The organism is Agrobacterium larrymoorei (assembly GCF_005145045.1).
Lineage (GTDB): Bacteria > Pseudomonadota > Alphaproteobacteria > Rhizobiales > Rhizobiaceae > Agrobacterium > Agrobacterium larrymoorei.
On the sequence record NZ_CP039692.1, the window covers coordinates 853,733 to 879,207 of the forward strand.

The 25,475-nt window shown below is 57.5% G+C and carries 25 protein-coding genes; 12 read left to right on the plus strand and 13 right to left on the minus strand.

Annotation, left to right across the window (positions count from 1 at the left end; genetic code table 11):
- Complete coding sequence (locus CFBP5473_RS18215) at window positions 1-153, minus strand: hypothetical protein (protein WP_027674052.1); 153 nt, start codon at window positions 151-153, stop codon at window positions 1-3.
- Window positions 154-336: 183 nt separating this feature from the next.
- Here CFBP5473_RS18215 and CFBP5473_RS18220 point away from each other — a divergent pair, with 183 nt between their 5' ends.
- Both CFBP5473_RS18220 and aroB read left to right on the plus strand, forming a co-directional pair.
- Complete coding sequence (locus CFBP5473_RS18220) at window positions 337-918, plus strand: shikimate kinase (RefSeq protein WP_027674051.1); 582 nt, start codon at window positions 337-339, stop codon at window positions 916-918.
- 5 nt (window positions 919-923) lie between these two features.
- Window positions 924-2,054 carry a 3-dehydroquinate synthase gene (gene aroB, locus CFBP5473_RS18225; protein ID WP_027674050.1) on the plus strand — a complete coding sequence of 377 codons (1,131 nt, stop codon included), beginning with the start codon at window positions 924-926 and terminating at the stop codon, window positions 2,052-2,054.
- 11 nt (window positions 2,055-2,065) lie between these two features.
- Here the strand turns inward: aroB and CFBP5473_RS18230 are convergent, their stop codons facing one another.
- Window positions 2,066-2,347: a BolA family protein gene (locus CFBP5473_RS18230; protein ID WP_027674049.1), complete on the minus strand. Its 282-nt coding sequence runs from the start codon at window positions 2,345-2,347 to the stop codon at window positions 2,066-2,068.
- Window positions 2,348-2,459: 112 nt separating this feature from the next.
- Here CFBP5473_RS18230 and CFBP5473_RS18235 point away from each other — a divergent pair, with 112 nt between their 5' ends.
- From CFBP5473_RS18235 to CFBP5473_RS18250, 4 genes are all read left to right on the plus strand, one after another.
- Entirely contained in the window at window positions 2,460-3,095 is a 636-nt protein-coding gene (locus CFBP5473_RS18235; RefSeq protein WP_027674048.1) for a J domain-containing protein, read from the plus strand.
- A gap of 62 nt (window positions 3,096-3,157) precedes the next feature.
- Window positions 3,158-4,147: a cobaltochelatase subunit CobS gene (gene cobS, locus CFBP5473_RS18240; RefSeq protein ID WP_027674047.1), complete on the plus strand. Its 990-nt coding sequence runs from the start codon at window positions 3,158-3,160 to the stop codon at window positions 4,145-4,147.
- A 107-nt stretch (window positions 4,148-4,254) separates the two neighbouring features.
- The gene (cobT, locus tag CFBP5473_RS18245; protein WP_027674046.1) at window positions 4,255-6,159 is read left to right on the plus strand and encodes a cobaltochelatase subunit CobT; all 1,905 of its coding nucleotides are present in this window, start codon (window positions 4,255-4,257) and stop codon (window positions 6,157-6,159) included.
- 46 nt (window positions 6,160-6,205) lie between these two features.
- Window positions 6,206-7,189, plus strand: a complete 984-nt coding sequence (locus CFBP5473_RS18250; RefSeq protein ID WP_051441182.1) for an esterase-like activity of phytase family protein — start codon at window positions 6,206-6,208, stop codon at window positions 7,187-7,189.
- Here the strand turns inward: CFBP5473_RS18250 and CFBP5473_RS18255 are convergent, their stop codons facing one another.
- The 4 genes from CFBP5473_RS18255 to ftsE all read right to left on the minus strand — a co-directional run bounded on the left by CFBP5473_RS18255 (window position 7,190) and on the right by ftsE (window position 10,545).
- Window positions 7,190-7,978 (minus strand): lysophospholipid acyltransferase family protein, encoded by a 789-nt coding sequence (locus tag CFBP5473_RS18255; RefSeq protein WP_027674044.1) that lies wholly within the window; start codon window positions 7,976-7,978, stop codon window positions 7,190-7,192.
- A 144-nt stretch (window positions 7,979-8,122) separates the two neighbouring features.
- Entirely contained in the window at window positions 8,123-8,821 is a 699-nt protein-coding gene (locus CFBP5473_RS18260; protein ID WP_027674043.1) for a YdcF family protein, read from the minus strand.
- A 70-nt stretch (window positions 8,822-8,891) separates the two neighbouring features.
- Window positions 8,892-9,893: a cell division protein FtsX gene (locus CFBP5473_RS18265; protein WP_027674042.1), complete on the minus strand. Its 1,002-nt coding sequence runs from the start codon at window positions 9,891-9,893 to the stop codon at window positions 8,892-8,894.
- A complete protein-coding gene (gene ftsE, locus CFBP5473_RS18270) occupies window positions 9,886-10,545 on the minus strand; it encodes a cell division ATP-binding protein FtsE (protein ID WP_027674041.1) in 660 nt (219 codons plus the stop codon). Before ftsE ends, CFBP5473_RS18265 begins: the two co-directional genes overlap by 8 nt.
- A 201-nt stretch (window positions 10,546-10,746) precedes the next feature.
- On the opposite strand from ftsE, the gene CFBP5473_RS18275 reads away from it, so the two are divergent.
- Together CFBP5473_RS18275 and hpt are read left to right on the plus strand one after the other, a co-directional pair.
- Window positions 10,747-11,415, plus strand: a complete 669-nt coding sequence (locus CFBP5473_RS18275) for a DUF3426 domain-containing protein (RefSeq protein ID WP_027674039.1) — start codon at window positions 10,747-10,749, stop codon at window positions 11,413-11,415.
- A 75-nt stretch (window positions 11,416-11,490) separates the two neighbouring features.
- Entirely contained in the window at window positions 11,491-12,036 is a 546-nt protein-coding gene (gene hpt / locus CFBP5473_RS18280) for a hypoxanthine phosphoribosyltransferase (RefSeq protein ID WP_027674038.1), read from the plus strand.
- Between the two features lie 61 nt (window positions 12,037-12,097).
- On the opposite strand, the gene clpB is transcribed toward hpt, so the two are convergent.
- Complete coding sequence (gene clpB, locus CFBP5473_RS18285) at window positions 12,098-14,716, minus strand: ATP-dependent chaperone ClpB (RefSeq protein WP_027674037.1); 2,619 nt, start codon at window positions 14,714-14,716, stop codon at window positions 12,098-12,100.
- Window positions 14,717-15,001: 285 nt separating this feature from the next.
- Window positions 15,002-15,370, minus strand: coding sequence for a response regulator (locus CFBP5473_RS18290; protein WP_027674036.1), 369 nt, complete (start codon window positions 15,368-15,370; stop codon window positions 15,002-15,004).
- 150 nt (window positions 15,371-15,520) lie between these two features.
- Between CFBP5473_RS18290 and CFBP5473_RS18295 the strand changes: the two genes are divergently transcribed.
- Window positions 15,521-15,985, plus strand: coding sequence for a group III truncated hemoglobin (locus CFBP5473_RS18295; RefSeq protein ID WP_027674035.1), 465 nt, complete (start codon window positions 15,521-15,523; stop codon window positions 15,983-15,985).
- 147 nt (window positions 15,986-16,132) lie between these two features.
- Complete coding sequence (locus CFBP5473_RS18300) at window positions 16,133-17,236, plus strand: TRAP transporter substrate-binding protein (protein WP_027674034.1); 1,104 nt, start codon at window positions 16,133-16,135, stop codon at window positions 17,234-17,236.
- Window positions 17,237-17,256: 20 nt separating this feature from the next.
- Here the strand turns inward: CFBP5473_RS18300 and CFBP5473_RS18305 are convergent, their stop codons facing one another.
- The gene (locus tag CFBP5473_RS18305) at window positions 17,257-18,330 is read right to left on the minus strand and encodes a helix-turn-helix domain-containing protein (RefSeq protein ID WP_027674033.1); all 1,074 of its coding nucleotides are present in this window, start codon (window positions 18,328-18,330) and stop codon (window positions 17,257-17,259) included.
- Between the two features lie 138 nt (window positions 18,331-18,468).
- Between CFBP5473_RS18305 and CFBP5473_RS18310 the strand changes: the two genes are divergently transcribed.
- A complete protein-coding gene (locus CFBP5473_RS18310; protein WP_027674032.1) occupies window positions 18,469-19,554 on the plus strand; it encodes an alpha/beta hydrolase family protein in 1,086 nt (361 codons plus the stop codon).
- A 210-nt stretch (window positions 19,555-19,764) separates the two neighbouring features.
- The gene (locus CFBP5473_RS25270) at window positions 19,765-22,278 is read left to right on the plus strand and encodes a methyl-accepting chemotaxis protein (protein ID WP_027674031.1); all 2,514 of its coding nucleotides are present in this window, start codon (window positions 19,765-19,767) and stop codon (window positions 22,276-22,278) included.
- Window positions 22,279-22,295: 17 nt separating this feature from the next.
- Here CFBP5473_RS25270 and CFBP5473_RS18320 read toward each other — a convergent pair whose 3' ends face one another.
- From CFBP5473_RS18320 to CFBP5473_RS18335, 4 genes are all read right to left on the minus strand, one after another.
- A complete protein-coding gene (locus CFBP5473_RS18320) occupies window positions 22,296-22,823 on the minus strand; it encodes a GNAT family N-acetyltransferase (protein ID WP_027674030.1) in 528 nt (175 codons plus the stop codon).
- Between the two features lie 12 nt (window positions 22,824-22,835).
- Window positions 22,836-23,417, minus strand: coding sequence for a helix-turn-helix domain-containing protein (locus CFBP5473_RS18325; RefSeq protein WP_027674029.1), 582 nt, complete (start codon window positions 23,415-23,417; stop codon window positions 22,836-22,838).
- Window positions 23,418-23,508: 91 nt separating this feature from the next.
- On the minus strand, window positions 23,509-24,615 hold the full coding sequence (locus CFBP5473_RS18330) for a sn-glycerol-3-phosphate import ATP-binding protein UgpC (protein ID WP_027674028.1): 1,107 nt from the start codon (window positions 24,613-24,615) through the stop codon (window positions 23,509-23,511).
- A gap of 11 nt (window positions 24,616-24,626) precedes the next feature.
- Window positions 24,627-25,469 carry an ABC transporter permease subunit gene (locus CFBP5473_RS18335; protein ID WP_027674027.1) on the minus strand — a complete coding sequence of 281 codons (843 nt, stop codon included), beginning with the start codon at window positions 25,467-25,469 and terminating at the stop codon, window positions 24,627-24,629.
- Window positions 25,470-25,475: the final 6 nt, after the last annotated feature.

Here is a 25,475-nt window from a genome sequence, read left to right on the forward strand (position 1 = left end):
TCAAGGAGTGGGGGGATTGAGGCGCTCGGAGGGAATGCGCACGGTCACTTCGCGTTCCCGTGGCTTTACCATCGCGACGAGAGACACCATGCTTCCGTAAACGATACCCGCGATGGCCGCGAGAATGAAGATGAATCGAAACAGGGTGGGCATGGCAACTCCGGTGCGCTTTTCAGACCCTGCCTTTAGAAAACATCTGGGCAGGGACATGGCGTAGCCGCGCAGTCCTGATGACAATCGAGGCATCGGGCAGGCGATTCTCTGCCATATAAGGCGCGATTTGGCTTGACGCTTCGTAAACATTTGAAGATACCGATGCCAAACGGGCCAACATTCATGAGCGAAACCAACATATCTCATCCCTTAAGCCTGGGAGAAAAAGCGCGTGCAGCACTCGGCAAGCGCAACATCGTTTTTGTTGGGCTGATGGGGGCAGGTAAATCCGCTATCGGCAGACCTGTCGCGCAGCAGCTCAAGCTCCCCTTCATCGATACGGACGATGAAATCGAGCGCGTTTCACGAATGAAGATCGCGGAACTCTTCGCCTCTTATGGCGAGGAGGAGTTCCGGGCTTTGGAAACTCGCGTCGTAGAGCGTTTGCTGCGCGGTGGCCCCAAGGTCGTCTCCACCGGCGGCGGTGCTTTCATCAACGAGGCGACGCGCGGTTTCATTAAGCGCGGCGGCGTTTCGCTGTGGCTGAAGGCTGATCTCGACGTATTGTGGGAACGCGTCAACAAGCGTGATCATCGCCCGCTCCTGAAGACCGAGAACCCCAAGGGCACGCTCGCGGCGCTGATGGAAAAGCGTTACCCGATCTACAGCGAAGCAGACATCACCATCGAATCCCGCGACGTCCGCAAGGACGTTATCATTTCTGAAGTTCTGGAAGCCATATCCCGCCTAAAAGAGAAAGCCTGATCCTCATGCCTGCCGAAATCGAGACCGATGAGCGCCTTGTCCATGTTCCGCTGGGTGAACGGGCTTATGACATTCTGATCGGACCCGGATTGATCGGTCGCGCGGGCGGAGAGATTTCCTCGCGCCTCAAGGGAAAACGCGCGGCCATCATCACCGATGAAAATGTCGCGCCGCTTTACCTCGAAACGCTGATGGACGGGCTGCAGACGGATGGAATAGAAGCCGTTTCCCTGACGCTGCCCGCTGGCGAAAAAACAAAAAGTTTCGATCATCTGGTGACGGTCTGCGATGCAATCCTTGCTGCGCGCGTGGAGCGAAACGATGCCGTCATCGCCCTTGGCGGCGGCGTCATCGGTGATCTTGCAGGTTTTGCGGCGGGCATCGTGCGCCGCGGCGTTCGCTTCGTGCAAATCCCGACATCGCTTCTGGCACAGGTCGATTCGTCCGTCGGCGGCAAGACTGGCATCAACAGCCGCCACGGCAAGAATTTGGTCGGCGTTTTCCACCAGCCGGATTTGGTGCTGGCCGATACGGCCGTGCTGGACACGCTGAGCCCGCGTGAGTTTCGCGCGGGCTACGCCGAAGTGGTCAAATACGGCCTGATCGACAAGCCTGACTTCTTCTTCTGGCTGGAAAAGAACTGGGATGACATTTTGAAGGGCGGCCCGGCCCGCATCGAAGCCATTGCCACCAGCTGTCAGGCGAAATCCGATGTCGTGGTGGCGGATGAAAAGGAAAACGGCGTCCGCGCGCTGCTGAACCTTGGCCATACTTTCGGTCACGCGCTGGAGGCGGCAACGGAATATAACAGCCAGCGTCTGGTCCACGGAGAAGGCGTTGCAATCGGCATGGTTCTGGCCCACCAGTTCTCTGCCCGAATGAACCTTGCAAGCCCGGATGACGCTGCCCGTGTGGAGGCACATCTGAAAGCCGTGGGCCTGCCCACCTCGATGAAGGACATCCCCGGCGAACTTCCGCCTGTCGAAACCCTGATGACGGCAATTGCACAGGACAAGAAGGTGAAGGGCGGAAAGCTCACCTTCATCCTCACCCACGGCATCGGCCAGTCATTCGTAGCGGATGATGTTGCCGCGTCGGAAGTCCAGTCGTTCCTGACAGAGAAGCATCCGGGTTGAAGCGATAAGGTTCAGAAACGCGTCGGCTCTCCCGGAGCCGCCGCCTCGATGGCCAGAGCGTGCAGACCGGCATCCAGTTCGGGCTTCAAAAGTCCGTTTATGGCGCGGTGGCGTTCCACGCGGGACTTGCCGGAAAACTGCTCGGACACTATCTGAACACGCATATGCGTCTCGCCCGTGCCGGTCATATCCGGCTGGTGCCCGGCATGCATATGGCTTTCATCGATCACATTCAGGCGGACCGGAAGAAAAGCGTCTTTCAGCTTGTTTTCCATGCTCTGGCGCAGCGACATGGCATCCATCTCCTGATTGGTGCGTTCTTGAACGGGGCTCCCTAAAAGCCAGTAACATTCCTCTTTGTCAATTCTTGTTGTGTGCCGTTTTGCGCACCATAATCAGGAGATCATGAAACTGGATTCCAAATACTTCGACCGCATCCGCACGCGTCGCAAACGAGAGCAACCGCCGGAGGCTCAGGCCCCCGTTTGCCAGTGGGATGGATGTGACAAGCCCGGTGTTCACCGCGCACCCGTCGGCCGTAACGCCGAGGGCAAATTTTTCATGTTCTGTTTCGAGCACGTGAAAGATTACAATAAGGGCTACAATTACTTTTCCGGCCTCTCCGATAGCGAAATTGCGCGCTACCAGAAGGAAGCCATTACCGGCCACCGCCCCACATGGACGGTTGGTGTCAACAAGACTGCACGCGATGCGCCACTGCATTCCACCCTTCGTTCCGGGTCGGCAGGTGCTGCGAATGCGCGCATTCGGGATCCTTTCGGCTTCACCAATGGTTTTGGTGAGGGCAAGGCCGGAGGCCAGCGGGTGCAGCCGGATCGCAAGCTTAAGACATTGGAGGCCAAGGCCTTCGACACGCTTGGCCTTGCAGCCAATGCAAAGCAGGAAGACATAAAACGACGCTATAAGGAGCTTGTCAAAAAGCATCATCCTGATGCTAATGGTGGCGATCGCGGTTCGGAAGAACGTTTTCGGGCTGTTATTCAAGCCTACCAATTGTTAAAGCAATCGGGTTTCTGCTAAGCCTTTTACGTGATTGCATTATGAGATGTGGCCGGGTGGTTGCTACCCGCCTTGGAGACGTGATGAGCAAAATTGAACTTGATATTACCAACCTGCCGGATACGACAGTTTCTGTCCGTGAGGTCTTCGGTATCGATACGGATCTGCGCGTGCCTGCCTACAGCCAGGGCGATGCCTATGTGCCTGATCTGGATCCTGATTATCTTTTCGACCGCGATACCACCCTCGCGATTCTTGCAGGTTTTGCTCATAACCGACGCGTCATGGTGTCGGGCTTTCACGGTACGGGTAAATCCACGCACATCGAGCAGGTCGCAGCGCGCCTCAACTGGCCGTGCGTGCGCGTGAACCTCGACAGCCATGTCAGCCGTATCGATCTCGTCGGCAAGGACGCAATCGTCCTGAAGGACGGCAAGCAGGTTACCGAATTCAAGGACGGCATTCTGCCCTGGGCCTATCAGCACAATGTTGCGCTGGTGTTCGATGAATACGATGCCGGTCGCCCGGACGTCATGTTCGTTATTCAGCGCGTGCTGGAATCCTCGGGCCGCCTGACCCTGCTCGACCAGAGCCGCGTTATCCGCCCTCACCCGGCCTTCCGTATTTTCGCAACGGCGAACACCGTTGGCCTTGGCGATACGACCGGTCTCTACCACGGCACGCAGCAGATCAACCAGGCGCAGATGGACCGCTGGTCCATCGTGACCACGCTGAACTATCTGCCGCATGAGCAGGAAGTGAACATCATCGTTGCCAAGGTGAAGAGCCTGGACACCGAGAAGGGTCGCGAAACCGCTTCCAAGATGGTGCGCGTTGCAGACCTTACCCGTTCGGCTTTCATCAATGGCGATCTCTCGACCGTCATGAGCCCGCGTACCGTCATCACCTGGGCGGAAAATGCGGAAATCTTCGGCGATCTCGCCTTTGCATTCCGCGTCACCTTCCTCAACAAGTGCGATGAGCTGGAGCGGACGCTGGTTGCCGAGCAGTACCAGCGCGCCTTTGGCGTCGAGCTGAAGGAAAGCGCTGCGAACATCGTTCTCAGCGCCTGATTGTTCCGGCTTGAAGCCGGAAGATCATCCGATGCATTGAAGACGAAGACGCTTTCGCGCCAGACAGTGAAGCTGGCGCGGGGCGTGCAGAATCGACAGGAAAGACAATGGCAGCGCGCGGCGACAATGTGAGACCCAAATCCGGTGTGGTGATCGACACCGAACCGTTGCGTCAGGCAATCACCGGCTGCGTGCGTTCCGTTGCCGGTAGCTCCGAAGTCGAAGTTGTTTTTGCCAATGAGCGCCCCGGTCTTGCCGGTGAGCGGATGCGCCTGCCGGAAATCTCCAAGAAGCCGACGGCGCAGGAAATCGCAATTACCCGCGGCCTCGGCGATTCCATGGCGTTGCGCCTTGCATGCCACGATAGCGACATGCACGCGACCATGTCTCCACAAGGGGCCGATGCGCGGCAGATTTTCGATGCCGTCGAGCAGGCACGCGTGGAATCCATCGGCGCGCTTCGCATGCCGGGTGTTGCCTCCAACATCAGGGCGATGAATACCGAGAAATACGCCAAGGCCAATCTGGGAAACATTACGACGCGCGAGGACGCGCCGATTGCCGAAGCCGTGTCGCTTCTGGTGCGCGAGAAGCTGACGGGCGAAAAGCCGCCTGAGGCCGCAGGCAAAATTCTCGATGTCTGGCGTTCCTTCATCGAGGACAATGCCGGAACCGACCTGAAGGACCTGTCCAAGGTCATCGAAGATCAGAAGGCTTTTTCCAAGCTTATCCGCAAGATGCTGACATCCATGCAGATGGCAGAGGATTTCGGCGATGAGAATGACGAGCCGGAATCGCAGGAAGCGGAGTCCGATGAGGATCAACCGCGCAGCAATGAACAACAGGAAGAACAGGTAGAAGAAGAAGCCGGTTCCGACGCCGCACCTGCCGAGGAAAGCGAAGCCTCGCAGGAAGAGATGGATGAAGGCGAGATGGATGGCGCGGAGATGTCGGAGGACGAAATGTCCGACGATCTCGATGAGGATTCCGAAACGCCCGGCGAAACGCGCCGCCCGAACAACCCTTTCGATGATTTCAACGAGAAGGTCGATTACCGCGTCTTCACGCAGGAATTCGATGAGGAAATCCACGCTGAAGAATTGTGCGACGAAGCCGAGCTCGACCGTCTGCGTGCCTTCCTCGATAAGCAGCTTGCCCATCTTCAGGGTGCCGTTGGCCGCCTTGCCAACCGGCTTCAACGCCGCCTGATGGCACAGCAGAACCGGTCATGGGATTTCGATCTCGAAGAAGGCTATCTCGATCCGGCTCGCCTCGTGCGCCTGATCATCGACCCCATGCAGCCGCTCTCCTTCAAGAAAGAGCGCGACACGAAATTCCGCGACACGGTGGTTTCGCTCGTCATCGACAATTCCGGCTCGATGCGTGGCAGGCCGATCACCGTTGCCGCGACCTGCGCCGATATTCTGGCCCGCACGCTGGAACGTTCGGGCGTGAAGGTCGAAATTCTCGGTTTCACGACCAAGGCGTGGAAGGGCGGGCAGTCTCGCGAGCAATGGCTGGCAGGCGGCAAGCCACCCTCACCCGGTCGCCTCAATGATTTGCGCCACATCATCTACAAGAGCGCGGATGCGCCATGGCGTCGTGCGCGCCGTAATCTCGGTCTGATGATGCGCGAAGGCCTTCTCAAGGAGAATATCGACGGCGAGGCGCTGATGTGGGCGCATAACCGCCTGATAAACCGCCCGGAACAGCGCAAGATCATGATGATGATCTCCGACGGTGCACCCGTTGACGATTCGACCCTTTCCGTTAACCCCGGCAACTACCTTGAGCGGCATTTGCGGGCGGTTATCGAACAGATCGAGACGCGCTCTCCAGTCGAGATGCTCGCCATCGGCATCGGCCACGATGTGACGCGTTACTATCGTCGCGCCGTGACCATTGTGGATGCGGATGAGCTGGCAGGTGCAATGACGGAGCAGCTGGCCGCGCTGTTCGAAGACACGAGCACCGGGACTGGACGAACCGGCAGGATGCGTCGTGCCGGATAAGCACGGCGAAGGCGGCGCATCTGGGCGTCGCCATTTTCTCGCACCGATATTTGCATCACTCGTACTGGCTTGCGGTATCCTCAACCCATCCGGCATTGGTGCGTCCGCTGAAGACATTCCGGTCACCTCGTCGCAGATCAAGGAATTCATGGTCGGCTCAAGCCAGACACACTTCGGCAAGCTGGAGTTTGTCGGCGGTCTTTTGATGCGTTCCGCCGAATCTTCTTTCGGAGCCATATCCAGCATTCGGTTCAGACCCGATGGCCGCAACTTCGTCGCGGTTCTGGATACCGGTCATTGGCTCACGGCCAGGATCGAGCGCAGTGAAGGCGGCAGCCTGTCAGGCCTTTCCGATGTTCACATCGCTCCGATGCTGGACGAACATGGAGAAGCGGCACGCCGCAAGGTGGATATGGATGCGGAAGGCTTGGCACTGCGCGGCGACCGCATCTATGTCAGCTACGAGCAGTTTCACCGCATCGAGGTTTTTCCGGACGCGAAACTGGCAGAAGCGAAACCCATAGGGCAGCTGCCACATCTCATCCCCAACAGCGAGCTGCGCCGTAATGCCGGGCTGGAAACGCTCTTCGCATCGCCTGAATCCTCTCCGCTAAAAGGTGCCTTGGTCACGGTTGCGGAAAACAGCATAGATAGCGACGGCAATCTATTTGCCGCCGTTCTCGAAGGGCCGATGAAGGGGCTTTTCGCCGTCAAACGGCACGGCTCTTTCGCCGTGACGGATGGCGCATTTCTTCCCAACGGCGATCTGCTTCTGCTGGAGCGGCGCTTCAACCTTGCCGAAGGCGTTGGCATGCGCATCCGTCGGATCAACGGTAAAGACATTCGCCCCGGCGCGGTGGTTGAAGGAGAAGCTTTGATCGAAGCCGACCTGTCTTACCAGATCGACAATATGGAAGGCTTGGACGTGATCGCCCAGCCGGATGGATCGGCGCACATCATCCTCGTTTCGGATGACAACCACTCTTTCCTGCAACGCAATGTGATGCTCGAATTCAAGCTGCTGAATTGATCAATCGCGGGAGAAACCCAGTTCCGCAAGGCGCTTCACGGCCGTTGGCGGCATGGGAAGCTCGGGATTGTTGCGTGCGGTCTCGATCAGCAATTCATCGCTTGCCTGTTCGGTCACTTCGATCAGCTTCTTGAAGAAAGTATCGGGATCGAGACCCGGCTGGATGGGTGGCAGGATGCGCACCTTGAAATGGCCAGGGTAGCGCATGGTCGAGCGGCGCGGCCAGAACAGGCCGGGATGCATGGCAACCGGAACGACGGGCACCTGAAGATCGCGATAGAGACGCGCGATGCCGTAACGATATTCCGGCTCCGCACCCGGTGGACGGCGTGTGCCTTCCGGGTAGATGATGAGCTCACGCCCCTTTGCCATCTCTTCCTTGGCCCGCTCCATAACCTTGAGCATGACCTTGCCGCGCGCCGCGCGGTTGACGGGGATCATACGCTGTTTGGCGACATACCAGCCGAACAGCGGAATCCACATCAGTTCCCGTTTCAGAATATAAACGGGGTCCTTCAGATCGGGCAAAAGCGCGTAAGTATCCCAGAAAGACTGATGCTTGGGCGCGAAGATGCAGCCGGTCTGCGGGATATTTTCCAATCCCTCGACCTCGAAAGTCGTTCCCACGATGATCTTCATCAGCCAATGGTTGGAACGCGCCCAGTTCTTGGGGATTTCATAGGCAAGCTTGCGCGGCACGATGAAATAGATCGGCGTCAGCACGATCATCCGCACGATCAGATTGAGATAGAAGAACGTGTTAAACAGGATGGAACGTAGTCTGAGCATAAATCTGGCGTCTCCGGGCGCGTGGGCCGAAGATGCGGTGCCTCTTCAATGCCAGCGCAGATGGCGAAGGCCTACACGAAAAACGCCTTTGGCAGCAAGGCTTATCATCGAGAAAGCCGTGGCACTCCACCGGCTTGCACGACTTTAAGCGCTGGCGCCGTCCCTCAGGCCATTCCATTTGCCCATGCCGGTCAGATCCCTGAGCGCAGCGACAACGAATTTCGCATATTCATACATCATCGTGCGCAGAACATCGGGGTTGGCGAACCAGTTCGTGCGGGTCAAATCGGCGCTTATCACGGGATAAGCGATGAAGCTTGTATTGGGGCTGGCGCTTCTCAACTCGTGAAGGCTGCGATGCATGTGGTAATTATTGGTGACCACCACAATCGACGTGTAGCCCTTGTCCCTGATCCATTGCGATGCTTCGTTGGCATTACCGATCGTATCGATGGCCTGATAGCCCATGTCCACGCAGCAGGCGAAGAGGTCGGGAGAGCTTTGCGTCATCCGCCGGATTTGGGCGCGCGTGGTTGAAGGGTTGACGCCGGATATGAGCAGCCTCTTGCCCACACCATCCCGCAACAGCCCGACGGCCTGATCGATCCGCTGATATCCGCCCGTCAAAACGATGATGGCATCGGCCCTGGCGCCTTCCGGCGGCCGCATGGTGGCAACGGAATCCGCGAACCACAGAAACCCACCAAAAACAGCACCGGCAGACACCACGAAGATGAGAATGGCTGCGCGAACCAACCGGCGCAACGGCCCGCGCCGCGAAAGCAACTGGTTTCGCGGCGAATCACTCGTCGGATCATGCCGGTCAGTGCGACTCATTGCCATGAGTCATCCATAAGCACGGATTAAGGCAAGGAACAGGCAGTTGTGTTAGCAACGGCTAAGTGCCAAACCCTTACAGACCATCGCTTTTCGAAGGGTCTGAGCGGATGCGATCGATCTCGTCTATGGTACGGATAACCGTCATTCTGGCGGTGATCGTCGTCAAAAGAGCGATGACGATCATCGTCATCAGAATGCCGAGATAACCATCCATGCCGACAGAAAAAGTACCGAAAAGCGCGCTGGCCTGATCGCTCTGCGGTGTGGCAATCGTCTGCGATTGCCAGAAGCCCGCAGCAAGAAAGACCGCCGCAGCGACAGCACTGCCCGCGCCGGAGCCCTTGAGACTGATTTTCAGAAAATGCTTCTGAAACTCCCGCGCAACGAAGCCGCTTTCTGCGCCGACGAAATGCAGAACTTCCACGATGTGCCGGTTGCCGGAAAGCGCGCCGCGCGTGGCAAAAACCACCGTCAGAACCATGGCTGTAAAAACGAGGATCAGGACGCCAAGACCGATCATAACGGTGGTATGGGCCATGGAAACCAGACGATCCACCCATGTACGATGATCATCCAGAAAAGCTTGCGGAATTTCCGTCTTCAGCATGGCCCGCATGGCTTCGAAGTCCGGCGGGTTATTCTCATCGATGGTGATGATGACGAGGCGCGGCACCGGTAATTCTGAGAGATCGAGCCCGGAACCAAGCCATGGCTCAAGCAGGCGGCTGGTTGCGGCATCATCCATGATGGTGCCCTCGCGCGTGCCGACGAAGCCAAGTGCCAGATTGCGCGCCTTGTTGAGGGCCGCATTCATATCCAGCCCTTCTTCCGGCTTGATCTGAATGGTGATCTCGCGGGAAATCTGGCTCTGCCAGGTCGCCGCCGTAGCCCGCACCATGCTGACCGCACCAAGTGTGAGACAGGCGAGGAACGCCATGATCGCGATGACGACGATCAGCGCGTTGCCCTGAATGTTCGATTGCGGAAGGATGGGCGCCATCGGCCTTATCCGCATCTGCGGCAGTTTCGGCTGCCCCTGCTCCGGCCTGAGCGCTTTGCTATTCATCTCATTCATAGATGTCGAGCCGCCCTTCTGTCAGAATCATCCGCCGCGCATCCACCTGATCCATCAAGGCGAAATCATGCGTGGCGATAACGACGGCGGTGCCGAGCCTATTGAGCTCCAGGAAGAGATTGAGCAGCCGCTTGGCCATGGGCGGATCGACGTTACCGGTCGGCTCATCCGCCAGCAGAATTTCCGGTTGGTCCATCAATGCGCGTGCAATGGCTGCGCGCTGCTTTTCACCACCGGACAGGATTGCCGGAAGCACATTGATGCGCTCTCCGAGGCCCACCCATTTCAGCAGTTCGATCACATCATTGCGATATGCGCTTTCCTCCTTGCCACGCACGCGAAGCGGCAAGGCCACATTCTCGTAAGTCGTGAGGTGGTCCAGCAGGCGGAAATCCTGAAACACGATGCCAACGCGACGGCGCAGCATGGGCAGCTCGCTGCGCGGGATGCGCGACACATCGCGGTTGAACATGCGGATATTGCCGCGTGTAGGCTGCAGCGACATCAAAAGCAAGCGCAGAAGCGTGGTCTTGCCAGCGCCCGAAGGGCCGGTCAGAAACTGGAATGACCCCTTCGGAATATCGAAGGTCATGTCTCTGAGAATTTCTGGGCCCATGCCGTAACGCAGCCCGACATTTTCGAAATGGATCAAAGCTGTTCCAGTCTCTTTCTCTTCCGATCCGCAATCTCTAGCCTCATCAGGCCCGATCCGCAGCCAAGGGTAGCGGCGATCATCGAGCCTTGAAAGCAATGTTTGCGAAGCATTAACCAAATAAATTTACGACTGGACAGGATTCCTTTCAATGCCTGGGTTGCTCCGGGCTGAAAACCTGACCGAGGGAACTTCATGGGTATGTTCCGTTCATCCCGCCGCCACACGGCAGCCGATTACGACCTTTTGATGCCGGAGGCGCCGATAACACGACAAAATCAACCGCGCGCCCGCCGCGAGGTGATAGACGTCGACTTTGTCACGATAAAGGAAACGGCCCGTCGTGACTATGGAAACGACAACCGCCGTGCCGCTTATCAACAGCGCAAGTGGGAAGCCGTCGGCGCGCTGGACGCGTTTCAGGCAATGATCGCATGGGTTGACCGCAAGCTTTCGTCGCTCTCGGTAGACGGATATTCCGCCATAGTCGCAGCCGCCGTCGTCGGCGTCTTCCTGCTATCGGGCGGCTTTTCGGTGCTGCCGGAACAGAAGGTAGAGGTCGCCGCATTACCGGACCCGCTGGCTATTACCCATATCAGCATCACGCCGCAGGATGCGGGCGGTATGGAAGTTCTGGTTATCAATGGTATCGTGGAGAACAACAGCCAGAACCTGCAGCCGATCCCATCGATCCGCGCCGATCTTTTCGCTGCGAAGGGTGAGAAGGTCGCAAGCATGCTGATCGAGCCGCCAGTAAGTGCAATTGCGCCGGGCCGCAGCCATGGTTTTTCGGCAAAACTGCGCCATCCCGGTGGAAAAACGCCGGAAATCAAGCTTTCCTTCACGGAAACGGGTGTTTCCGAGCGCTGACTGTGCTACCGGAACCGCTTCATTCCCTTTGCTCGGGCCCGTAATGCCCGAGGCGAAGTCAATGCAGGAGAAGCTATGCCAGTCGTTCGTGGAAAAAATATTGAGCCGCTTTATACGGCGGAGCAAATTGCGGAGCGCAACCGCGACATGGCCAAACGCATCGCTCAAGGCCCGACGAACGACCTGCTCGTCATCGCGGTGCTGAAGGGCTCCTTCATTTTCGCCGCCGACCTTATTCGCTCGCTGCATGACAGCGGCCTCGCACCCGAGGTCGAGTTCATCACACTCTCCAGCTATGGCACCGGCACGGTTTCTCAGGGTGTCCGAATCGTCAAGGACATCGACAGCGACGTGAAGGACCGCGACGTTCTTCTCATCGACGACATCCTCGAATCTGGCCGCACGCTGCGTTTTGCCAAGGAACTGCTGTACGAGCGCGGCGCACGCAACGTCTCCATCGCAGTCCTTCTGGATAAGAAGGTGAAGCGCAAGGAAGAACTGGAAGCGGATTTCGTCGGCTTCGAATGCCCGGATTATTTCGTCGTCGGTTACGGCATGGACGTGGCCTATGCCTTCCGCGAACTGCCTTTCGTCGGCGTCGTCACTGGCGACGCGGAATAAGCTGCATCGCGCACCACACAGTGCTTACGAAAAAGGGCTCCCGAGGGAGCCCTGATCATTTTCAGGCAGCGTCTGCTACGCCATCCTGTGCGGCGGTCTGCCGGACCTTGAACAGCAGCCTGTCAGTGCCGGACGTTACCTTGACGGTCGAGCCATCGGGAACTTCGCCGCCAAGGATCATTTCGGCCAGCCTGTCCTGAACGGATTTCTGGATCACCCGCTTCAGCGGACGAGCGCCATAGGCCGGATCGTAACCCTTGTTCGCAAGCCAGACGCGTGCGTCCTCATCCAGATCCAGCGTGATCTTGCGATCGCTGAGAAGCGAGACGAGACGGCGCAGCTGAATGTCGACAATCGCACCCATTTCCTCGCGGCGCAGGCGATGGAAGAGGATGATGTCGTCGACACGGTTCAGGAATTCGGGGCGGAAGTGACCGCGTACCCGTTCCATCACCAGCTCGCGGACCGAGTCCACATCGTCACTGTCACCCATCTGCGTCAGGAACTCCGAACCGAGGTTCGAGGTCATGATGATGATGGTGTTCTTGAAATCGACGGTGCGGCCCTGGCCATCCGTCAGGCGACCATCGTCCAGCACCTGCAACAGAACGTTGAATACGTCCGGATGCGCCTTTTCGATCTCATCAAACAGCACGACCTGATACGGCCTGCGACGAACGGCTTCCGTCAGGGCGCCGCCTTCCTCATATCCGACGTAACCCGGAGGGGCACCGATAAGACGGGCAACGGAGTGCTTCTCCATATATTCCGACATATCGAGGCGAACCATCGCGGTTTCGTCATCGAAGAGGAAGCGCGCAAGCGCCTTGGTCAACTCGGTCTTGCCTACGCCGGTTGGGCCGAGGAAGATGAAGGAGCCAATCGGACGATTGGGGTCCTGCAAACCGGCGCGCGAGCGGCGCACCGCCTTGGAAACGGCTTGAACCGCCTCTCCCTGACCGACAACGGACTTGCCGAGTTCGTCTTCCATGCGCAGCAGCTTTTCACGCTGACCTTCCAGCATCTTGTCGACCGGAATACCGGTCCAGCGGGATACGACATGCGCGATATTGTCCGCCGTCACCACTTCCTGAACCATGGAACCGGCACCGCTGCTATCGCGCTCTTCGGCGGCAGCGAGTTCCTTCTCCAAACCCGGAATGATGCCATAGGTCAACTCGCCAGCACGCTGGAACTGGCCGCTGCGTTGTGCAGTTGCCAACTCGTTGCGTGCTTCATCCAGTTGCTTCTTCAAATCCGCAGCATGGCCGAGTTTCTGCTTTTCCGCCTGCCAGCGGGCCGTCAGCGCATCTGCCTTCTCTTCCGTATCGGCCAGCTCATCCTCAAGCTTCTTCAGCCGATCGGCGGAAGACGCATCGGTCTCCTGCTTCAAGGCCTCGCGCTCGATCTTCAGCTGAATGATGCGGCGATCAAGCTCATCCAGTTCCTCGGGCTTGCTATCCACCTGCATGCGAAGACGCGAGGCGGCTTCGTCCATCAGGTCGATGGCTTTATCGGGCAGGAAACGGTCGGTAATGTAACGATTGGAAAGCGTCGCAGCCGCCACTAGGGCCGAATCGGAAATCCGGACCTTGTGATGCTGCTCGTACTTTTCCTTCAGACCGCGCAGGATCGAAATCGTGTCCTCGACAGTCGGCTCATCTACGAGAACGGGCTGAAAACGACGGGCAAGTGCGGGGTCTTTCTCCACATGCTTGCGATATTCATCCAGCGTGGTTGCGCCAACGCAATGCAGCTCACCGCGCGCCAGAGCGGGCTTCAGCAGGTTGGACGCATCCATGGCGCCATCTGCCTTGCCCGCGCCAACCAGCGTGTGCATTTCATCGATGAACAGAATGATGCCACCGGCCTCCGCCTGAACTTCGTTCAGCACGGCCTTCAGGCGCTCTTCGAACTCACCACGATATTTCGCACCGGCAATCAGCGCGCCCATGTCTAGCGCCATCAGCTTCTTGTCTTTCAGGCTTTCCGGCACATCACCATTGATGATGCGCAGCGCCAAACCTTCGGCAATCGCGGTTTTACCGACGCCGGGTTCACCGATAAGGACAGGATTGTTCTTGGTACGGCGCGACAGAACCTGGATCGTGCGACGGATTTCATCGTCACGACCGATCACCGGATCGAGCTTGCCATCGCGTGCTTCAGCCGTGAGGTCGCGCGCGAATTTCTTCAGCGCATCGAAGCCCTGTTCGGCATTGGCGCTATCCGCCGTGCGGCCCTTGCGGATGTCGTTGATGACCTGATTGAGAGCCTGCGCAGTCACGCCCGCCTTCTTCAGCGATGCGGATGTCGACGCCGAGCTTTCGATGGCGAGTGCCTGAAGCAGACGCTCGACGGTGACGAAGCTGTCGCCAGCCTTCTTGGAAAGGTCTTCAGCCGTCGCGAATACTTTTGCAAGCGGTGCTGTCAGAGACAGGCCGCCATTGCCGCCGGAAACCTTCGGCAGCTTGGCAAGAGCAGCGTCATTGGCAAGCTTTGCTTCCTTGGCATTGCCGCCAGCGCGCTCGATCAAGGAACTTGCCATGCCCTGATCATCATCCAGAAGAACCTTCAGGACATGTTCGGCTGCAAATTGCTGATGATTTTCTGCCAGTGCATGAGTCTGTGCAGATTGAAGAAATCCGCGCACGCGCTCGGAGTATTTCTCGATATTCATATCATAACCTCCTTTACCGCCCTGCCCGCTTTCGGCACAGACCGGAATGTTTGGATGAGAGCTCCCTTGAAAAGGCAAGCCCTGTTGCGACAGCTGTATCTTGGATTTGCAGCCACCGCCCGAAGCGCTACCGTCAAATGCCAGCCCGCTTTCCTGAAGGTGATATGGTGCGTGTTTTCATGGCTTTAAAGAGCCCCAGCCAGTCCACGTTTCAAATTTCTTCGAAACGATGTTCAAGGCGGCGGGGAGAGGAATTCCTCTCCCGAAACAGGAGGCCAAACGTTATCAGGCAGGAACGGATGCCAGTGCGCGGGCAACAGCGCGGCGAATATCGGGAAGCGCAAATGGCTTCGGCACGACATCGATGATCTTTGCGACAAGGTCTTCGGCACGTTCACGCTGCTCGGCATAGCCGGTCATCAGAAGAATTTTCAGGTTGGGATATTGGGTGGACGCGCGGTGCGCCAGCTCGATCCCATCCATCACAGGCATGCGAATATCCGACAGCAGAAGATCGAAGTCTTGTTCGCTCAATTTCTCAAAACCCTGTTCGCCGTCAGCGGCTTCATGGGTTTCATGTCCGTCCAGGCGCAGTGCCCGGGCCACAAAAGTACGCAGTGCGTCTTCGTCTTCAGTAATCAGAATTCTAGCCATTTTCCATTGCTCCTGGTATTCATTCCAGCGAGCACAAACTCGGTCATTTCTCTTTGCAAGAAGTAAATGACAGCACAGTCGCCGGAGGCATGGTTAACAATCCATGCAATACTTACGTTCCGGCGTGCTAAAGCAGGACAGCATATTCTTATGACAGAGCACCTTCAGGCACGCGCAGCGCATAATGCGGAAATGCAGCATCGCGCCGCACGCGACATGGCAAAAATCGGTATCGATGCCGATTTCATCTCCCATCTGGTCGAAACCTTTTACAGCCGCATTCAAAAGCACGAGACGCTTGGTCCGGTCTTCGACAACCGGCTCGCTGGCCGGTTGCCGGAGCACATGGAAAAGATGAAAAGCTTCTGGTCATCCGTCGCATTCAAGACCGGCGCCTATGGGGGAAAGCCCGTGCAGGCGCATATGGGCGTGAAAGGAATGTCGGCGGAGCTGTTTCCGCAATGGCTGGTGCTGTTTTCCCAAACGCTGGACGAGATTGCTCCCAGCAGAGAAGCTCATGAATGGTTCATGGCGACCGCAGAACGGATCGCAAAAAGCCTGACGCTATCGCTTTTCTACAACCCTGCCTTCGATGATCCAGTCCGCAAATCATAGGGTTCCGAGGCCCTATTCAACAAAGCTAATATCGCCGACGAATTATCACCACTATTGTCTTGAAGGCTGCAATCAGACGTGGTTAGTAATTCTCGGGAGGCGTACCATGCGGTTCGCCTGGAATTTTTACAGTCAAGGCAAATCGTTATGGATCGCAGATCGTTTATCAGAAAGGCTGGCGCCGCTGGCGCAGGTGTTACGGCGGCAGCCCTTGCGGCACCCGCAATCGCGCAGGAAAATCCGAAGATCACCTGGCGTATGACCTCGTCCTTCACCAAGGGCCTGGACATTCTCTTCGGCGCGGGCCAGATCGTCGCCGATCACGTCAAGGAAGCGTCGGGCGGTAACTTCGTGATCCAGCATTTTGCTGGCGGCGAAATCGTGCCTGCCCTTCAGGCTGCCGATGCGGTGACCGCCGGAACGGTCGAGATGGCGCACACCTGCTCCTATTATTATGTCGGCAAGGACCCGACCTTTGCCCTTGGAACCTCCGTTCCCTTCGGCCTCAATGCGCGCCAGACCAATGCCTGGTTCAACCAAGCTGGCGGCAATGAGTTGCTCAACGAGTTCCTTGCCAAGCACAACATCTACTCCATTTTGCTCGGCAACACCGGCGCGCAGATGGGCGGCTGGTTCCGCAAGGAAATCAACACCATCGATGATCTCAAAGGCCTGAAGATGCGTATCGCCGGTCTCACCGGTCAGGTTATGCAGAAGGTTGGCGTGACGCCACAACAGATCGCTGGCGGCGATGTCTATGCCGCACTCGAAAAAGGCACGATCGACGCGACCGAATTCGTCGGGCCCTATGACGATCAGAAGCTCGGCTTCTTCAAGGTTGCGAAATATTATTACTACCCGGCTTGGTGGGAAGGCGGCCCTGCGGTCCACGCCTTCGTCAATCTGGAAAAGTTCAACAGCCTGCCGGAAAACTACAAGCGCATCCTCAAAGATGCCTGCGCCGCTGGCAGCTCCTCGATGCTTGAGCGTTACGACGCCCACAATCCGAAGGCGCTGAAAGAACTCGTCGCACAAGGCGCGATCCTTCGCCCCTTCAGCCAGGAAATTCTCGATGTCTGCCACAAGGCAGCGGTCGAGACCTACGCCGAGATTTCCGCGGTAAATGCGAACTTCAAGAAAATCTACGAGAGCCAGCAGGCGTTCAAGAAGGACGCTTATCTCTGGGCGCAGATCGCCGAATATACATACGACACCTACATGATGATCCAGCAGCGCAACGGCACGCTTTAAGCCACATCCGCTTCGGTTTTCTAACGGCCATCCGCAAGCTGCGGGTGGCCGTTTTTGCTTGGTGCCACCAGCTTCCAGACCTGCCTCTCCCGCCATGCCAGCGGGCTCATGCCGGTTATCCGCCGAAACTCCCTGTTGAAATTGGACTTCGTCTGGAAACCGCTTTCCAGCATGACGGCAGTTACGGATTGATCCGTTTCTTCCAAAAGCTGGCACGCTTCGCGAATGCGCAACTGGTTGACAAATTGAGACACATTGCCGCCTGTGGCCCGATTGATGGCAACCGAGATTGCCCGGCTGGGCAGCCCCAGCTTTCGCGAAAGCCGCGAAAGGCTGAGGTTCTCGTCGCGATACACTTTCTGCCGCGCCATCAGGTCTTCGAGTTTCAACATGATATCCTGATCTTCCGCGCTGGCAGCGATAGCGGCAACCTCCGTGTCCGCTTCAAGCGCCGCCCCTTTGGACTTGCTTTCACCCGCCATCCAGGCCGTTAGGCCGATGAGCAAAAGGCCGAGCAGATTGCCATTGCTGACGATGATCGCAGCCTTATCCCCACTCGCCCACTGGAAATCGACAAGAACCAGCACATCGAATGTGGCCGAGAGGCACAGAGCGCTGGCGGCAATATAGATAGCGGCATGCGCCTTTGCTGCACTTGAGAACTGCGCATCTTCCAGCCCGTCCGGACCCCGGCGACCGAGCAGTACGATAGCGACGGCGTAACCAACGAACAGTGCGATCAGCAGAAAATCAATGGAAACCGGCAAAACCAGCCGCGCAAAAACGATAAGGGCAGGCGGCAGGGCATAGCCGATCCAGACAAGCTTCGGTGCGTGCGGCCGAGGATCGATCAGGGTCCTGAAACTGGAATAGACCAGTGGCGGCAGCAGGGAGGCGATGACCGGCAGAACTATTTTAAGCCAGGTAATGTCGTAGCCCCAACGCAGGCCGACCAAAACGGATTGTATCGCCGTAAGACCGATCAGCGCGAGAAAGGCGTAATTCGATCTGGCCTCTCCATTCCTGCGGAAAATCGAAACCAGCATCAGCGCGAGAAGAAGCGCGACAACAAAAGGGAGAGGAACGAAAATCACAAAATGCCATCCTGTCGAGCGTCGTTTCCATCTTCATGGACCAGATCGCGTTATGGCACGACCTCAAACATGTTTCAGGACGTAAAAACGTTGGGATCGATGCAGTTTTAGCTCGTTAGCAACCCAACGAGGCTTCTCATGCGAACTCTTTTTTCAGTCTCAGCAATCCTTCTTTCAACGCTCGGCGTGCAAATGGCCCATGCCGAAAGTGCAGTCGGTACAAGCGAGATACCCCTCCACTCAGCGTCCCGCAACAGAGACCTTACGGTTACGCTTTGGTATCCGTCCGATGGCAATGGCGAAAAAATCTCTGTCGGCGAGAACCGAATATTCGAGGGCACGCCAGCATTTCGCGACGCTTCCATTCAACCCGGCCAGAAGCCTTTGATCCTGCTGTCGCATGGCTCCGGCTCCCGCGGTACAGCGCTTTCGTGGATTGCGTCAGCCCTCGTGGAACAGGGCTTCATTGTTGCCGCACCTGATCATCCCGGCACGACGAGCGGCGATTCCACTCCGCAGGACACGCCGAAAATCTGGGAGAGAACGGACGACATATCGACCATCATTACTAAGCTGACGACCAACAAAGCCTGGTCCGCTTCCATCGATAAAAGTCGTATCGGCGTCCTCGGCTTCTCTCTGGGCGGCAGCACGGCGATGGAGCTTGCAGGCGCACGCGCAAGCCTGGATGACTATGTCAAATATTGCATGGATTACGCCAGTTCCATGGATTGCGAGTGGTTTTCCGGCGGCGTCGGCTACAAGAATGGCGAGCGGGTCAATGTGCCGAAACTCGATCTTCGTGATGTGGACAAGGTTCGCTTCGAGCAATCCAACCACGACACCCGTATCAAGGCCGCTGTTCTGGTCGATCCCGGTCTGGAGGTGGCTTTCACCAAGGATAGCCTGAAGAACATCGACATTCCGCTCAGCTTCATCAATCTCGGCTCAGTAGGCCAAATCCCGGTCTCGGTTCTATCGGACCAACTGGCCAGGGACGTGCCGAACGCCCGATATGCGCAGGTAAACGGTTCCGACCATTTCAGCTTCCTGCCCGTCTGCAAGCCGGGCTCTACGGAACTTCTCAAATCTGTGGGCGAGAAAGATCCGATCTGCAATCCGGCAAGCGACAGAGATAGACGCGATATTCAAGCTGAGTTGAAGCGTCTGATCGTCACCGAATTTCAGTCGATGCTTGGAGGCCGCAAACAGGCCGTGAATTGAAATCCTTGCCACCATAAAAGACGCTGAAAAACGAACCACATCGAAAAGAGCAGCCCCGTATATCCAAAGATACGGGTATGCTCACATTCATGTCGATAGAAAACAAATCTTACTTTTAACTGTTTTTTCAAACCTCGATTGCAAAGTCACGCCACGTCAAAAAATAATAACAAACAATGACATAGAAAAAACCGGGGCTTTGGGAAAACCATGTTTATCGACACCTTGCTGGCGCGCTTCAAGATACAGACGAAAGTCGTCGTCTTCATTGCGCCCTTCATCGCAAGTATTCTGGCCGTAGGATTATCCGGCCTGTACACCTCCAAGCTGCTTCAGGGGCGCATGGATGTTTCCAACACCGTGCTACAATCCTTGACGGGGTTCAAGGAAGTCTATGGCAGCATGACGTCTTTTCTTCATGATACGAAGGAAGAGACGCGCGTTACACTGCACAAGCAGATCGATGACCAGATCACTTTCCTGCGCATGACGGGCGATGGCAATGCGCCTGAGATCAAGGACGCGGTTGAAAGAACCTCCGTCATCGGTTCGCAGGTGGACGAGCTTTGGTCTGCCTATGAGAAGGAACAGGCGCTGCGCACCAGCATGAGTGCGGATATGCAGACCATCTCGCGTGAGCTTGCCGGCCTTCTGGCAAACGCCACCAACGTCCGCAACACATTGCAGACGGATGAAACCAAGGCAAAGGGCATGCTGCGCGAGGCTGACAAGCTGGTGCGCGGCGCAACGCTGATTGCAGCAGTCGTCACGGATTTCAACAAGTCCACGGTGCCGGAAGAGAAGATCGGCGTCGTCAAGAACGCCATCGGCGATCTTGAAAAGACCGCCAAAGACCTTGCTTCCATCGCAACCGTCGATCAGAAGATGGTCATAGACCAGATCGTCGAAAACGTTGCGCAGATTCGTCAGCAGCTGAACATTGGCGTCGTCAACGACGCGACGGTTGGCGCAATCGATCAGGCCGTCAACATCATGCGCCCGGCAACCATTCGTCTGCAGGGTTTCGCGACGGTAAAATCGCGACAGGCTACGGAAGTCTTCGGCAAACTCGACGGGCAGATCGAACCCGCCACCAATTTTCTGGCAACCGCGCGGCAGATTGCGGATGATGCCAAAAACCTCGAACTGGGCATGGCAAGCTACGTCGCCACCCCCACCAAGGCGACGCTCGATCAATTCCGCGACATGGTTTTCCGTCTGACCGTTTCCGCAGGCTCCGTCATGTCGGACAAGACCATGTCCGAGAGCGCACAGAAGACCGCCTCTTCCATCGATGCTCTCTCCACCAAACTGGAGAAAAGCGCTATCGATCTGCTAGCCATGTTCCAGCAGCGCCAGGCCACTTTCGGTAAGGCGACCGAAGAGATCGGCCACGTCTGGAACGATCTGACCAAGTTCTCCGAAGCGCAGCGCATCGCGGCGGATGCCGAGCGCGGCAAGGCGGACGGTATCTCGCTATCTGCAATGCTGATCGGCGTACTCGTTGCCATTTTTGCCGGTATCGGTCTTGTCATGACCTTCAAGGGCCCGATCCTCAACATCGTCAACGCCATGAAGCGTCTCGCAACGGGCGATGTGAACGTGCCGCTGAACGGCAAGGACCGTTATGACGAGATCGGCGACATGGCGCGTGCGCTCGAAGTGTTCAAGGAAAATGCCGAGCAGCGCAACCGCCTGGAGGCACAGACCGAAGAGCAGCGCGCTGCGGCTGAAGCTGAGCGCCAGATGAACGACGCCGAGCGCAAGGAACTGGATCGCCAGATCCAGTTCGCCGTTTCGGCACTGGCGGGCGGTCTCGAACGCCTGTCGGCTGGCGATATTTCCACGACTATCGACACACCGTTCAGTGGCCAGCTTGAGCAACTGCGCGTCGATTTCAACCAGTCCATGCTGCGCCTCCGCCAGACAATCGGCGGCATTCAGGATAATGTTGGCGCCATCCGCGGCAATGTTCAGCAGATGTCCGCCTCCGCTCTCGATCTGTCCCGACGCACGGAGCGTCAGGCAGCATCGCTTGAGGAGACTGCGGCGGCTGTGGATGAGGTGAACTCCAACATGCGCAATGCGGTGGACCGTGCGCGGGAAGCCAATAGCATTGTCGACAATACCCGCCGCAACACGGAAGAGTCGCTGACAATCGTGCGCAACGCCGTGACGGCAATGGAGCGGATCGAATCCGCCTCGCAGACCATCGGCAACATCATCGAAGTCATCGACTCCATCTCGTTCCAGACCAACCTGCTCGCGCTGAATGCAGGCGTGGAAGCAGCCCGCGCGGGAGAGGCCGGAAAGGGCTTTGCCGTCGTGGCGCATGAGGTGCGTGAACTGGCGCAGAGATCGGCAAACGCCGCGAAAGAAATTCGCGAGTTGATTGCGGTTTCGACGCGCGAGGTTTCTGCAGGCTCCAGCCTCGTTTCACAGACCGGAGATGCATTGGCGCAGATCGGCGTTCAGATTTCTCACGTCAGCGAGCATGTTCACCAGATCACGCAGGCAACGCAGGATCAGGCCGTCGCGCTTCAGCAGATCAACAACTCCGTGGGAGAGGTTGACCTTCTGACACAGCAGAACGCGGCGATGGTGGAAGAGACGAGTGCTGCGACCCAGCAGCTCAACACCGAAACCGACCAGTTGCTGCAACTGCTGGAGCAATTCCGCCTGGCGACGGGCGGCGGGCGGGCAGACACACGCTACGCAGCCTGATGACCACCAAGGCCCGGTTAAACGACCGGGCCTATTCTTTTATAGAAGAACGTCGTGTTGCAGAAACCGCCATCCGGGAACAAGGCGAAATCCGGGATGACACCGACACGCTCCCAGCCGAAGCGGGGGTATATGCTTTCCGCTTCGCTTCCCGTGGCCGTATCCAGCACAAGCAATGTGCGCCCACGGCGCCCTGCTTCCGCCTCCACGCATTCCACCAGCTTGCGCGATAGACCCTTGCCACGCGCGCTGCGGTGAACGAGCAGCTTCATGAGATCGCCGCGATGCGGCTGGTTCGGCTTCGTTGCCAGCCCCACTTGCACCGTTCCCACCACTTTACCATCCAGTTCCGCAATGGCATGGATGACCCGGCCCTGAGAGACAGCTGCGGCGACATCGCTCCAGAATTCGCGAGCGTCTTCCGGTGTAAAAGGCAGCATGAAACCCACGGATGCACCGCCGTTCACGCAGTCCGATAGAACCTCGCAGAGTTCCGGCAAAGCATCCAGCGTCTGCTGCTTGTCCAGTATTCGAATGGTCGTCATTTAAAGCTCCGATTATACACGTTTTCTCTGGTCCAGCACCACGGCATAGCGGGCTGGACTGGTTGCTGGATTGTGGAAGATGTGCCCCTCGCCAACGGGCATGAACAGGCAGTCGCCCGGGCCGAGGCTATGGATTTCCTCACCAAGCGTCATGTCCAACTGCCCTTCGAAAAGCCAGACATATTGGGTCATGCCATTGCTTGCTGCATGGGGCGGAAAACTGACCCGCGCGCCGCCAGGAAGGCTGACCTCCACGATATCGACGTCGGAACCCACCCGCGGCGGTGAAATTGCGCGGCGGACATACCCCGTTTCAGGGTCTTTCCAGGTAGGCTGCTCGGCGCGTCGCACCAATGGAGAAATTTGCTGTTCCTGCTCGGCAAAGAAGCCGGAGAGAGAAAGCCCGAGGGCCGCACATATCCGAGCCAGCAAAGACGCCGTCGGGCTCGCTTCCCCGCGCTCGATACGCGAAATCATGGCGCGGCTGACACCGGACGCAGTCGCAAGCTGATCAAGCGTCAACCCACTAGCCTCGCGAAGCTGCCTAAGTCGTTCCGCGGTAGCGGACTCAAAAGAACTGTTTTCGTTTTCCATTATAGGAGATTTAAATTATCTTATAATGGAGTCAAGAGACAAAAAAAGCCGGAGACTGATTTCGCAGCTCCGGCCTGAAAACTGGACTTAATCAGACGCCAGCATATTCAACAGACGCCGCCTGCACCTGCTGCGCCTCTAGTTTCGTCGTAATGCGCTTGCCGCTTTCGGCGTCGAAGAAGTGCAGCTTTTCCGGGTTGATCGTCAGGGCGAAGTTTTCGGGCATACCGAGTTCAGCCGAGAGCGCTACCGTCACGGATTGATCGCCGACCGTACCGTGGACGAGGCGTTGGGAGCCGAGTTCTTCAATGTAATCCACGCGGAACGGCAGGGTCGGTTCATTATCCTTGGCAATGCGCAGATCTTCTGCGCGCATACCGACAGTGACCGGGCCAGATGTTGGGGCTACGCCGTTCAGCGACAGCATGGCAGGGCCAATTGCAAGGCGGTCGCCATGAAGTTCACCGGACACGAGGTTCATGGCGGGGGAGCCGATGAAGCTTGCGACGAAGGTGGAGGCCGGGGTGTGGTAGACCTCCAGCGGTGCGCCGATCTGTTCGATGCGTCCGGCGTTGAGCACGACGAGGCGGTCGGCCAGCGTCATGGCTTCCAGCTGGTCGTGCGTGACATAGATGGAAGTGGTGCCAAGGCGGCGCTGAAGGCGCTTGATTTCACCGCGCATGGAGACGCGCAACTTCGCATCGAGATTGGAGAGCGGCTCATCGAAGAGGAAGGCCGCGGGTTTGCGCACAATGGCGCGGCCCATGGCCACGCGCTGGCGCTGACCGCCGGAAAGGGCGCGGGGCTTGCGCTCCAGATAGGGCTCCAGCTGAAGCATGCGGGCGGCTTCGGCAACACGCGCGTCGATCTCGGACTTCGGCGTCTTGCGGTTCTTCAATCCGTATTCCAGATTTTCGCGCACCGACATGTGCGGATAGAGCGCGTAGTTCTGAAACACCATGGCGATGTCACGGTCGGCGGGTTCGACGTCGTTGACGACGCGGTTGCCGATTGAGACCTTGCCTTCGGAAATTTCTTCCAGCCCTGCCACCATGCGCAGCAGCGTGGACTTGCCGCAGCCGGAGGGGCCGACGAGGACGATGAACTCACCGTCCTTGATCGCGATATCCACGCTGTGGACGGCGCGCATGCCATTGGAGTAATCCTTGCAGACCTGACTGATTTCGATTTCGGCCATTGTCGTTGTCCTTATTTATCGCTTTCGGTGAGGCCCTTGATGAACCAGCTCTGGAAGATCACGACGATCGCCACAGGCGGCAGCATGGCCAGAACGGCAAGTGCGAAAGCTTCGTTGTAATCGGGAATTTGCGAACCGATCCAGACCTGCAGGATCGACTTTACACCGCGGATGAGCGTGAAAAAGCGCTCGTCGTTCGTCATCAGCAATGGCCAGAGATACTGGTTCCAGCCATAGACGAACATAATGATGAAGATGGCCGCCATCATCGTTTTGGAGATTGGGATGAGCACGTCGATGAGGAATTTCCAGGGACCGGCGCCATCGATGCGCGCAGCTTCCAGCAACTCATCGGGAACCGATTTGAAGAACTGCCGAAAATAGAAAGTACCTGTTGCGGACGCCAGAAGCGGCACGATGAGGCCGGTATAGGAGTTCAGCAGCCCTAGTTTGCTCATGACTTCATAGGACGGCATGATGCGCACTTCGAGGGGCAGCAGCAGCGTCGTGAAGATGATCCAGAAGGCGAAGGTGGCAAAACGGAAGCGGAAATAGACGATGGCATAGGCCGCCATCATCGACAGTACGATTTTGCCGACCGCGAAGCCAACGCCGAGGATCAGCGAGTTGATCATCATGTTGAAGCCGGTGACCTGCCCGGTGAAGCCGCCACGCTGCGTCAGCACCTTGTCGTAGGTGGCAACGAAGTTATCGCCCGGCATCAACGCCAGACCATTCATATGGATATCCGCCGCCGTATGGGTGGACGTCATGAAGGCGACGATCACCGGCAGGACCAAAAAAAGCGATCCGACGATCAGGATCAGATGGTCGAGAGGTTTGGTTTTGTACATATCTCA